Source organism: Romboutsia sp. Marseille-P6047, from assembly GCF_900604535.1.
Taxonomy (GTDB): domain Bacteria; phylum Bacillota; class Clostridia; order Peptostreptococcales; family Peptostreptococcaceae; genus Romboutsia_E.
This window is the reverse complement of record NZ_UWOT01000018.1, coordinates 1-12,958: the sequence shown is the minus strand read 5'-3', so window position 1 is coordinate 12,958 and position 12,958 is coordinate 1. Positions and strand designations below refer to the sequence as shown.

Genomic DNA, 12,958 nt, shown 5'->3' with positions numbered 1-12,958 from the left:
CATTCTTCTCTGATTCATTATATCCTAAATGACCTTTTCTTTAAAATATAATCTTTATTAGTTTTATCATTTATTTTCTTATTAAAAAAAGAGTTATACTAAGAATTTCTCCAATAACTCTTAATATAACTCCTTTTTAATATAATTAATTTTTAGGTTTTCCAAATATCATTCTTCCTGCTGGTGTTTGAAGTACAGATGTAACTAAAACTCTTATAGTTTCACCCATATGCTTTCTACCACCATCTACAACTATCATGGTACCATCATCTAAGTATGCTATACCTTGATTAGCTTCTTTACCTTCTTTTACAACCTGAGCTACCATTTCTTCTCCAGGTATTGCAACTGGTTTTATTGCATTTGCTAACTCATTTATATTTAATACTTCAACGCCTTGAAATTGAGCCACTTTGTTTAGATTATAATCATTTGTAACTACCTTACCACCTAAAACTTGAGCTAATTTTAATAATTTACTATCAACTTCAGGAATATCATCAAAGTCTGTTTCACTTATTTCAACTTCTATATCCAACTCTTTTTGAATAATATTTAATATATCAAGTCCTCTTCTTCCTCTAACTCTTTTTAAGTCATCTGAAGAGTCTGCTATATGTTGTAATTCATTTAAAACAAACTTAGGTATAATTAATTTACCTTCTATAAATCCAGTTTTACAGATATCAGCTATTCTTCCATCTATAATTACACTAGTATCTAATACTTTTACAGGTATACCTTTATTAACTTCTTTTTTGCCACTTTTATCTTTTATGCTATTTGATAATCTAGCAAGCTTATTTATATTAAATAAATCATCTCTACTTTTAAGAGATATTCTTATTCCTAAATATCCCATGAATATGTACGTTATTAATGCTAAAACTCCATTTATTAATGGTATTCTTACTATTGTATTTATTAATCCAACTATTAAGTATGCAATAACTAAACCAATTATAAGACCTATAGCTCCTAATAATATGTCTGTTTGAGGATACTTTGACATTTCAGTATCCAATATTTTTACTAATTCTTTAGTTTTATTTACAACCCAAGGTTCTAACTTATAAAACACAAATCCTAATATTGCTCCTACACCAATCGATGCTATATATCCATATACTATATTTCCAAATTTTAAAAATTCGATATTTTCCATTAACGCTAAGTATGTAGCAAATCCTAATACAAAACCGGCAATTCCTATGAGTGCCCTTATTATTCTTCGTATCAAAATTTCACCCCCTAGTTATCTATTTAATATCTTCATTATATTCTAACTTATTTCTTTTATTCAATAACAAAGTTGTAACATCTTTTATATATGCCTATCTAATAATACTAACTGCTGCATTTTTATAAGTCCATTTTTTATATAAGTCGCTCTTATTTCTCCTATACCTTCTACCTCATCAAGCTCTTCAATTGAAGCTCTTACAATTTCCTGGAAATTATCAAAATAATTAACTAAATTTTCAATTATTGTTGCAGGTAATCTGTGTATCTTATTAAGTATTCTGTATCCTCTAGGTCTTATTGCCATATCCATACTTTCAGAGAATCCACTGTATCCTAATATCCTAGCCATATTTGCTAAGTCTATAAGTTCTTCATCGCTTAAGCTTCTCATTTTTTTATTAAAGTCTGTAATTCCTAAATCTTCTCTCTTGTAATCCTTGAATATAAGCTTCTGATCTATTCTAGCTGTACCCATTAACTCTTCTAATTGCATGCTCACTAAGTTACCTTCTACACCTAATTCTATCACATAATTCTCTATTATGTTAGTAATTCTCATAACCATTTCCATCTTTTGTATAACTAAAGCAACATCATAAATAGTAACTAAATCCTTAAATTCTAATGCATTAAGACTTATTACAGCCTGATCTAAAACAGCCTTATACTTTTCTAAAGTTTGTATTGCTTGATTAGCTTTTGTAAATATTTTAGATATTTCTTCCACTACATATTTGTATTCACCTTGATAAACAGTTATTATATTTCGTCTTTGTGAAATTGCTATAACAATAGCCCCTGTTTGCTTAGCCACTCTTTCCGCTGTTCTATGTCTAGTTCCTGTTTCCGATGTAGGAATTGAGTAATCTGGTATAAGTTGCGCATTCGCATATAATATCTTTTTAGTATCTCCACTAATAACTATAGCACCATCCATTTTTGCTAACTCATAAACATATGCTGGAGAGTATTCTGCATTTATGGCAAATCCACCATCTACAACATCCATTATTTCTTCATTTGTAGCAATTACTATAAGACCACCAGTTTTAGCCTTTAAAACATTGTCCAGTCCTTGTCTCAGTTGTGTTCCTGGAGATATCATTTTTAATGCTTGTAATATTTCTTTATTGCTTAGGAAATTATCCATTACTATCTATTCCCCCCTAGCACTATATTAATAGCTTGTCTTAAATTATCTACAGGAATAATATCTATCCCTGTTACTTCTTTAACTGCATCATAATTATTTCTAGGAATAATTATCTTTTTAAAACCTAGCTTTTTACACTCTGCAATTCTTTTTTCTATAAAGCTAACTGCTCTTACCTCTCCTGTTAACCCAACTTCTCCCGTTACCACTACGTCTTCTGATACTGGTATATTCCTAAAGCTAGATGCTACCGCAAGTATTATTCCCATATCTATAGAAGGTTCATTAATCTTTATTCCTCCTACAACATTTATATACACATCTTGATTTTGTATTTGTAGACCTACACGCTTTTCAAGTACTGCTAACAACAAGGCTACTCTATTAAAATCAACTCCTGTAGCTGTTCTTTTGGCTATTCCAAAACTAGTTGGAGATACTAATGCTTGTAATTCCAATAACATTGGTCTTGTACCTTCTACAGTAGATATAATTACTGATCCTGCAACGTCTTTTGGTTTTTCAGATATTAATACTTTTGATGGATTATCAAGCTCTACTAATCCTAAATCTCTCATCTCAAATACTCCTAGCTCATTAGTAGATCCAAATCTATTTTTTACAGCCCTAACTAATCTATAAGTATTGTATCTTTCCCCTTCAAAATATATTACAGTATCAACCATATGCTCTAATAACTTAGGACCTGCTAAAGATCCTTCTTTTGTTACATGTCCAACTACAAAAGTAGATATACCCATTTTTTTAGAAATTTTCATAAACTTAGCAGTACCTTCTTTAATCTGACTAACAGTCCCTGGCGCTGAAGCAATTTCTGGGCTATATACTGTTTGTATTGAGTCTACTATGATTAAATCCGGACTTATTGTATCTAGGTTTGCTTCTATTATACTTAAGTTATTTTCTGCAAATATATATAAATTATCGGAATTAATTCCTAATCTTTTTGCTCTCATCTTAATTTGAGACTCAGATTCTTCTCCTGATATATATAAAACTTTTCTTCCTGCATTTGCTACATTACTTGATACTTGAATTAAAAGAGTTGATTTACCTATTCCAGGGTCTCCTCCTACAAGTACCAATGATCCTTTTACAATTCCTCCACCAAGAACTCTATCTAATTCTGCTATCTCTGTAGAAAATCTTTCTTCTTCTTTAGTTTCTATAGCATTTATATTCACAGGCTTTGATGAAGATTTATCTATAATAAAAACTTCTTTTCTTGAATTCTTTTGTTCTATTTCTTCTACAAATGTATTCCATTTTGTGCATTCTGGACATTTTCCCAACCATTTACTAGTTTCATATCCACACTCTTGACATACATATTTTGTTCTAATTTTTGCCATTTTTTAAATCACCCTTAATTTACTATTGTACTATATAATTTTAACATTTGCATGGAATAATATGTAAATGTATTTAAATTTTTTTACAAAAATAGAGGAGTTTTACTCCTCTTATTATATTACTACTATTTTGTGACAAAAACCACTTTATTATTTTTAATTGTTGCTATTACAGAGTTTCCTTTTTTTATCTCACCTTTCAATATTGCTTCAGATAACTGATCCTCCAATTCTTTTTGTATTGCTCTTTTTAGTGGTCTTGCACCATACTCTAAATCTATACCTGCTTTAGCTATTAAACTTATTGCATCTTCTTTCATTTCTAAATTAATTTCCATATTTTTTAATCTTTTAATTACTTTATCTGCCATTAATACTACGATTTTAGCTATATGTTCTTCACTTAATGCGTGGAATACAATTATATCATCTATTCTATTTAAAAATTCAGGTCTAAATTGTTTCTTTAACTCAACCATTATGCATTCTTTCATTTTCTCATACTCATCTTTTGATTTTTCATTATCGCTTATTGTACTAAATCCTAGAGTTTTTTGATGCTTAATTTTAGTTGCCCCAACATTAGATGTCATTATTATAATTGTGTTTTTAAAATCAACAGATCTACCTTTAGAGTCTGTAAGTCTTCCTTCATCTAATATTTGTAATAATATATTAAAAACATCTGGATGGGCTTTTTCTATTTCATCAAATAACACTACAGAGTATGGTTGCTTTCTTACCTTTTCAGTTAATTGACCACCATCATCATGACCTATATATCCAGGAGGAGAACCTATCATCCTTGATACTGAATGTTTTTCCATATATTCTGACATATCAATTCTTATAATTTGATTTTCATCTCCAAAATGGGCTTCTGCTAAAGCTTTACTTAATTCGGTTTTACCAACCCCTGTTGGGCCTAAGAATAAAAATGAGCCAATTGGTCTGTTTGGATCCTTTAAACCTGCTCTTGATCGTCTTATCGCCTTAGAAATTGAATTTACAGCTTCATTTTGTCCAACAACTCTTTTGTGCAATATTTCATCTAGGTGTAATAATTTTTCAGCTTCTTCTTCTACTATTTTATTTACAGGTATTCCAGTCCATAAACCAACAACTTCGGCTACTACATCTGCATCTACTAAGTCATAATTCTTAGAAGATGCGTTTCTCCAATCTCTTTTTACATTTTCTAGTTTTCGTTTTAGTTTACCTTCTTCATCTCTAATTTTAGCTGCTTCTTCAAAATCTTGGCCTCTTATAGCTTCTTCTTTTTCTTTATCTATATTTTTTATTTTATCTTCTAATTCTTTTATACTTATTGGCGGTGTATTTTCTTTTAGTCTAACCTTAGATGCTGCCTCATCAATTAAATCTATTGCTTTGTCTGGTAAAAATCTATCTGTAATATATCTGATTGATAAATCTACAGCTGCCTCTATTGCTTCATCACTTATCTTTACTTTATGGTGTGCTTCATATTTATCTCTTAATCCTTTTAAAATATCTATACTATCTTCTTTACTTGGTTCATTTATTAATATCGGTTGAAATCTTCTTTCTAAGGCCGCATCTTTTTCTACATGCTTTCTATATTCGTCAATCGTAGTTGCTCCTACAATTTGTATATCTCCTCTTGATAAAGTTGGTTTTAATATATTTGATGCATCTATTGAGCCTTCACCTGTGGCTCCAGCCCCTATCATTGTATGCATCTCATCTATAAATAGTATTATACTACCATTCTTAATTACTTCATCTACAACTTGCTTTACTCTCTCTTCAAATTCACCTCTATATTTGGCTCCTGCTAGTAATGATCCCATATCTAGTGTATATAATAACTTATTTCTTAAATTTTCAGGAACATTTCCATGTGCAATGTTTAATGCTAAACCTTCTACCACTGCTGTTTTACCTACACCGGGGTCTCCTATAAGAACAGGATTATTTTTTGTCCTTCTGCTTAATATTTGAATTATTCTTTGTATTTCCTTTTCTCTACCTATGACAGGATCTAACTTATTCTGTTTAGCGAATAAAGTTAAATTTTTTCCATACTTATCTAATAACTTAGATGATGGAACCTCCTCATTATTTGTATAACTAACTTCATTGCTAACTTGGACTGAGTATGATTCTATTCCCATCATCTCTATTATTAATTGAACTATGTCTCTCTGACTTATTCCAGAATAATTTAATATTTTTATACCTATACCTTCACCTTCTTGAGCAATTGCTAATAATATATGTTCTGTACCTATATAGTTTGTTTTTAATTTATTAGCAAACATACCTGAAAGCTCTAGTATTTGCTTAGTTCGTGGACTTAGTGTTACTTCTTCCGTTACTGCATCATTTTTACCTTCTAATTCAATAATCTTTGCTTCTAAGTATTCTTCAGTCACACCTAATTTTGTAAGTACTTTAGCCGCTATACCTTCCTGTTCTTTTAGAAGGCCCAAAAGTATATGCTCACTTCCTACTACTTTATTCCCTAACTTTTTAGCTGAATCTATTCCTAAATCAATTGCAGCTTTAGCTCGTTGAGTAAATCGATTGAAGTACATATATCTTTACCTCCTTCTATATTAGATTTAGATATACTTATACTATATGCATCTACTATTAATTATCTGTCTGTACCAAAAAAATAATTTGAAATATTCTAGTCATTAGCAAAAATATTTATGCTAATGACTAGAATATTTATATATTTACTTTCTTATTACTTCATATAAATATATCTAAATAAATAGTATTAGTGTACTTTAGCATTTGCACTTGATATTATCTTCTCAGCAATAGAGTCTGGAACTTCTTCATACTTTTCTAGCTCCATTTCAAAATATCCCCTACCTTGAGTCATTGATCTTAGATCTATCGCATATTTAAATGTTTCTGCCTGTGGAGCTTCTGCATATATGATTTGTTTGCCTCTATTATCAGGCTCCATTCCTAATATCTTACCTCTTCTTTTACTTATATCTCCCATCACATCTCCCATATATTCTTCTGGAATAGTAATTTTTAATTTCATTATTGGTTCTAGTAAAATAGGTTCTGCTTCTTCCATTCCTTTTTTGAACGCTATATTAGCTGCCATTTTAAATGCCATTTCTGAAGAGTCTACATCATGATAAGATCCATCATAAAGGGTTGCTTTTATATTAGTAACAGGGAATCCAGCTAAAATACCTTTCATCATAGAGTCTCTTAAACCCTTTTCAACTGCTGGTATATATTGTTTTGGAACAGATCCACCAAAAATTTCTTCTCCAAATTCAAAGTCTTTATTTCCTCTTTCAAATTTAATCTTTACATCACCATACTGTCCATGACCTCCAGATTGTTTTTTATGTTTACCTTGAACATCCGCAGATCCTTTAATTGTTTCTCTATATGCTACTTTAAGGTCATCTAATTCAACATCTACTCCAAACTTTTCTCTCATTCTATTCTTCACAGTATTTATGTGAAGCTCTCCTTGCCCTCCTATAAGGGCTTGTTTAGTTTCTGAATTTCTATACCAACTTATAGTAGGATCTTCTTCGACTATTTTATTTAATGCTGCACTTATTTTTTCCTCATCACCTTTATTTTTAGGTACTATAGCATAATATATTTGAGGTTTTGGTAAATTAATTTTTTCTAGTGGTTCACCTTCCTTGTTAATAGATAAAGTATCCCCAGTTTGTAATGAGTTTAGTTTAGTTAAAACTACTATATCTCCACATTCTGCCTTATCAATTTCTTCTAAATCTCCATTTTTTATAATATATAACGTGTCTATTTTTTCTTTTATTGATTTATTTACATTATATACATCTATACCTGATACTATTTCTCCACGAGTTACTTTTAAATATGATATCTTACCTTTAAATGGGTCTGCTATTGTTTTAAATATGATCCCTTCAAATCCACCAGCATTACTTTTATACTTAGGATTTAAGTAAGAAGATACTGTTTCTAAAATTTCTTTAGTTCCTATATTGTGTATAGTTGAACCACAAATTACAGGTATTATATCTCCTCTTTGCATCCCAATTGTAATTCCTTTTTGAATCTCTAATGATGTTAATTCTTCTCCACTAAAGTATTTGTCTAGAATTTCGTCATCTGTTTCAGCGATTAATTCCATTAATGCATCTTTTACAGTTAGTGCTTCTGTTTTAAATTCATTCTCTAAATCATCCATACTCTCAAAAATATTATGTAGTCTAATAAATTTTTTGTCTTTGTATATAGGTATTATCATAGGTATTACTTTATTTCCATACTTATCTCTTAACATTGCTATTGCATCTTTATATCTTGCTTTTTCATTATCTATCTTATTTATAAACATTATCTTAGGAATATTTTCTGTTAGTTCTAATGACTTTTCTGTTCCAACCTGAATAGGAGTGGTAGCATCTATCACTATAACAGCTGCATCACTTGCTCTAAGAGATGATATAACTTCTCCAGTAAAATCAAAATATCCCGGAGTGTCTAATAGATTAAACTTATAATCGCCATACTCAACAGGTACTAAATTCATTCTATAAGTCATATTAGTTTTATCGGTTAAATTAGGTATTTTTTTTGTTAAATTTGATGTATATGATATTGCTTCAATTAAGTTTGTTTTTCCACATCCACTATGTCCCAATATTGCTATATTTCTTAACATGTTACTATCATATATTTTCATATAGGCACCTACCTTTTTTAATTTATACAAAATCTTATTTAAAATATTTTATTAAATAATTTAAAATTTTTGTATTTGCAGGTGGTGAATTTATTTAAATGATATAACATTCCCGCTATACGCCTTAACCTTAATTAAAATATATTTATTAGTATCCTCATAAAGAATTATTCACTTTATAGTATATATTTATCCTGTTTTTATTTAGTTATTTAACGTAAAGCTCTATATTTCCTGAGAAATAAGTAGAATTAAAATATTAATAATTAGTTATTTATATTAAATACTATTCTACTAATTATATAAAAATCATTTTTTTATAGTAAAAACTCTATATAGAATCCAATGCTTAATCTATATAGAGTTTTTAATTGCTACTCCATTTCAATCAATAACTGAGAATCCCCTACTATGTCATTTTCACTTACCTTAATTGATTTTATCTTTCCATTTGCTCTAGATACTATATTAGTTTCCATCTTCATAGCTTCTATAATTATCAGTGGTTCATGTTCTTTTACTTCATCTCCTTCTTCAACTAATATTTTTATAACCTTACCAGGAATACTTGCTCCTATTTGTAATGGATTATCAATATCTGCCTTTATAACTTGGTTTATTTCTCCAGAGAAATTGTTATCTTTAATTTCTATCTTTCTAGACATTCCATTTAACTCAAATAATACTGTTCTGTACCCATTCTCTTTTACTTTACCTATTCCCATTAATTTAATACTTAGGACTTTACCTTCTTCTATTTCAACATCACATTCTTCACCTCTATTTAAGCCATGAAAAAACACTTCACTATCTAATTTAGAAATATCACTATATTCTTGAAAATGCTTTAAGTAATCTTCATATACTCTAGGATATAACGAATAGCTTAGCGCGTTTCTTATATTGGATTTTATATTAAATTTTTTATCTAAATATCTTTTTTTATTTATAAAGTCAAATTTTGGTATTAATAAACCAGGTCTAACATTTATAGATTCTTCTCCTTTTAAAACCACTTTTTGTAATTCTTTAGGTATACCACCCTCTGGTTGACCTATCATTCCTTTACAGAAATCCACTACTGAATCTGGAAATGATAGCTTTTTACCTTCTTCTATTATGTTATCTTTTGTTAAATTATTTTTAGTCATAAATATTGCTAAATCACCAACTACTTTTGATGATGGGGTTACCTTTATTATGTCACCAACTACTTCATTAGCCTCTTTATATTTTTCTTTAACTTCTTCAAATCTACCCACTAATCCTAGGCTATCAGCTTGAGGTTTTAAATTAGAATATTGACCACCAGGTATTTCATATTCATATATTTCTGAACAAGAATTTGACAACCCGCTTTCAAATCGTTTGTATAATTTTCTTAAATCAGCATAATAGTTTCCAATTTCTCTATACCCATATAAATCAATATTTGTATCCCTCTCTGTAAATTTAAGTGCTTCTACTATAGCATTTAATGATGGCTGACTTGTAAGACCCGACATAGTTTCTAATGCTCCATCAACTATATCTACACCTGCTTGTGATGCCATTAAACATGTTGCCACACCATTTCCACTTGTATCGTGTGTATGAAGGTGTATAGGTGCTTTAACATTTTCTTTTAAAGCCTTTATTAGTATATACGCAGCTTGTGGTTTAAGTAGTCCTGCCATATCTTTAATACAGATTATATCTGATCCTAATGCTTCTAGTTCTTTAGCCATTTTTATATAATACTCTAAATCATATTTAGTTTTTTCTAGATTTAGAACATCGCCGGTATAACATATACTTGCCTCAACAATTTTTCCAGTATTTAAAGCTGTATCTATTGACAACTTCATATTCTCTACCCAGTTTAGTGAATCAAATATTCTAAACACATCTATACCTTGCCTTGCTGACTCTTTTAAGAATTCTTTTATTACATTATCTGGATAATTAGTATATCCAACTCCATTAGAAGCTCTAAATAACATTTGAAACATTATATCAGGTATTTCTTTTCTTAGTTTTTGTAATCTTATCCATGGAGATTCATTTAAAAATCTATAAGCAACATCAAATGTAGCTCCTCCCCACATCTCTAATGAAAATAGATCTTTCATATATTCATTTGTAGGATGTGCTACTTGTAAAAAATCATATGTTCTAAACCTAGTTGCAAGTAATGATTGATGAGCATCTCTCATCGTAGTATCAGTTAATAATAATTTCTTTTCATTCTTTATTTTTTCTATATAATTATCTTTTCCTAGTCTATCAAATAAATTTTTGCTACCTTCTATTTTAGGTATATTATCTTTAATATGAGGTTTATGAATCTGATCAAATACTGGCTTTTCTTTGCATTTATTATCATTTACTACTATATTTCCAATAAATTGTAATAATTTCGTTCCCCTATCTTTTCCCTTCTTTATTTCAAATAACTCTGGATTTTCATCTATAAATTTAGTACTACACTTACCTTCTTTAAATATAGGATTTTTTAATACATTATTTAAAAATCCTATATTTGTTTTAACACCCCTTATTCTTATTTCTTTTATAGATCTAATCGTCTTGTTAATAGCACCTTGAAACGTTCTATCGAAAGATATTGTCTTTACAAGTAAACTATCATAATATGGGCTTATTTCAGCACCTGTAAATCCATTTCCACCATCTAACCTTATCCCGAATCCTGATCCTGTTCTATATACTTGAATTTTACCTGTATCAGGCATAAAGTTATTCTCTGGATCTTCAGTTGTTATTCTTGCTTGTATTGAGTACCCCATTAACTTAACATCATCTTGGGATTTTATATTAATTTTATCGCTATCTAATCTATAACCTTGGGCTATAAGTATTTGGCTTTGTACTATATCTATACCTGTAACCATTTCTGTCACAGTATGTTCAACCTGTATTCTAGGATTCATCTCTATGAAATAGTATTTTCCACTAGAATCTACTAAAAATTCTAATGTTCCAGCATTAATATAGCCTACATGCTTAGCTATCTTCAAAGCATCATTACAAATACTATCTCTAAGCTCTTTTGCTAAGGAAAAAGCTGGTGCATACTCTATTATCTTTTGGTGTCTTCTTTGTACAGAGCAATCTCTTTCATGAAGGTGTACAATATTTCCGTATTTATCTCCTAGTATTTGAACTTCTATATGCTTTGGATCAACAACATATTTTTCTATAAATATAACATCTTCGCCAAAAGCCTTTCTAGATTCGCTACATACAGTTTGATATTCAAACTCTATTTTATCTTCATTATAAACAACCCTCATGCCTCTTCCGCCACCACCATTAGAGGCTTTTAACATAACTGGATATCCAATTTGTGCAGCTACTTCCTTAGCTTCTTTTGCACTTTCTATAGGTTTATTAATTCCAGGTATAGTCGGAACATTTACTTCTTTAGCTATTTTTTTTGAATTTATCTTATCTCCCATCATATTCATTATTTCTGCAGTTGGACCGATAAATGTTATGCCATTTTCTTCACATTTACGTACAAATTCAGGATTTTCAGATAAAAAACCATATCCAGGGTGTATAGCATCAACATTCTTACTTTTAGCAAGCTCTATTATTCCATCCATATCTAAGTAAGCATCAACTGGACCTTTTCCTTCACCTATCATATATGATTCATCTGCTTTTGTTCTAAATAAGCTATATTTATCTTCTTTACTGTATATTCCCACACTTTTTATACCTAACTCAGAACATGCCCTAAATACTCTTATAGCAATCTCTCCTCTATTCGCTACTAATACTTTCTTAAATCCTTTCAGCATAATATTCCCCCTTATTATAATCTTTAATAATATTAAAGATTATAATCTAAATTTACAGAATTTTGAATATAATCATTCAACTTCCTTAATTAATAATATAAATTTGTAAAAGTAAATAACTTTAAGTTTGCATCTTTTTAAAATACCTATATATATTTAAGTATATTTAACGATAATAAAATTTTGATTTTATTTAATAAACTATAAAAGTTTATATTTTTTACTAATTTAAAAATAAGAAGATAGTATATGTATAATTTATATGACATGAAAATAAAAAAAATTAAAAAAGAGAGGTAATTTCCTCTCTTTTTTAATGATTATTTAAATATAATAAAAAAGATTACGTGGCTACGTCTTACTCTCCCGGGAGGTTGCCCTCCGAGTACCATCAGCGCTAAAGAGCTTAACTTCTGTGTTCGGAATGGGAACAGGTGTATCCTCTTTGCTATAATAACCACATAATCTTTCGATTAACTTATATTAAGTTTTAGAGTTAATACTCTAAAAACTGCATATCATTTATTGATTTATCATTTAAATTTATTGGTCAAGTCCTCGACCTATTAGTATCGATAAGCTAAATACATTACTGCACTTACACCTTCGACCTATCAACCAGGTAGTCTTCCTGGGGTCTTACCCTTACGGTGGGAAATCTTATCTTGAAGTC

General features: G+C 29.4%; 6 protein-coding genes and 2 rRNA genes. All 8 read right to left on the bottom strand.

Going from position 1 to position 12,958, the window contains the following annotated elements; translation table 11 throughout:
- Positions 1–145: 145 nt before the first annotated feature.
- Positions 146–1,240 carry a PIN/TRAM domain-containing protein gene (locus tag EIH23_RS14320; protein ID WP_122641109.1) on the bottom strand — a complete coding sequence of 365 codons (1,095 nt, stop codon included), beginning with the start codon at positions 1,238–1,240 and terminating at the stop codon, positions 146–148.
- A gap of 84 nt (positions 1,241–1,324) precedes the next feature.
- Positions 1,325–2,395, bottom strand: coding sequence for a DNA integrity scanning diadenylate cyclase DisA (disA, locus tag EIH23_RS14315; RefSeq protein ID WP_122641108.1), 1,071 nt, complete (start codon positions 2,393–2,395; stop codon positions 1,325–1,327).
- Between the two features lie 2 nt (positions 2,396–2,397).
- Complete coding sequence (gene radA / locus EIH23_RS14310) at positions 2,398–3,771, bottom strand: DNA repair protein RadA (protein ID WP_122641107.1); 1,374 nt, start codon at positions 3,769–3,771, stop codon at positions 2,398–2,400.
- Positions 3,772–3,896: 125 nt separating this feature from the next.
- Entirely contained in the window at positions 3,897–6,350 is a 2,454-nt protein-coding gene (locus EIH23_RS14305; protein WP_122641106.1) for an ATP-dependent Clp protease ATP-binding subunit, read from the bottom strand.
- 191 nt (positions 6,351–6,541) lie between these two features.
- A complete protein-coding gene (locus tag EIH23_RS14300) occupies positions 6,542–8,479 on the bottom strand; it encodes an elongation factor G (protein ID WP_122641105.1) in 1,938 nt (645 codons plus the stop codon).
- A 374-nt stretch (positions 8,480–8,853) separates the two neighbouring features.
- Positions 8,854–12,285, bottom strand: a complete 3,432-nt coding sequence (locus EIH23_RS14295) for a pyruvate carboxylase (RefSeq protein WP_122641104.1) — start codon at positions 12,283–12,285, stop codon at positions 8,854–8,856.
- A gap of 345 nt (positions 12,286–12,630) precedes the next feature.
- A 5S ribosomal RNA gene (rrf, locus tag EIH23_RS14290) occupies positions 12,631–12,747 on the bottom strand.
- 84 nt (positions 12,748–12,831) lie between these two features.
- Positions 12,832–12,958, bottom strand: a 23S ribosomal RNA gene (locus EIH23_RS14285); the annotation flags it as partial.

Bases quoted from the DNA above. Each gene is read 5' to 3' on its own strand.
- EIH23_RS14295 (WP_122641104.1), bottom strand. From the start codon at position 12,285: ATGCTGAAAGGATTTAAGAAAGTATTAGTAGCGAATAGAGGAGAGATT.
- disA (WP_122641108.1), bottom strand. From the start codon at position 2,395: ATGGATAATTTCCTAAGCAATAAAGAAATATTACAAGCATTAAAAATG.
- radA (WP_122641107.1), bottom strand. From the start codon at position 3,771: ATGGCAAAAATTAGAACAAAATATGTATGTCAAGAGTGTGGATATGAA.
- EIH23_RS14300 (WP_122641105.1), bottom strand. From the start codon at position 8,479: ATGAAAATATATGATAGTAACATGTTAAGAAATATAGCAATATTGGGA.
- EIH23_RS14305 (WP_122641106.1), bottom strand. From the start codon at position 6,350: ATGTACTTCAATCGATTTACTCAACGAGCTAAAGCTGCAATTGATTTA.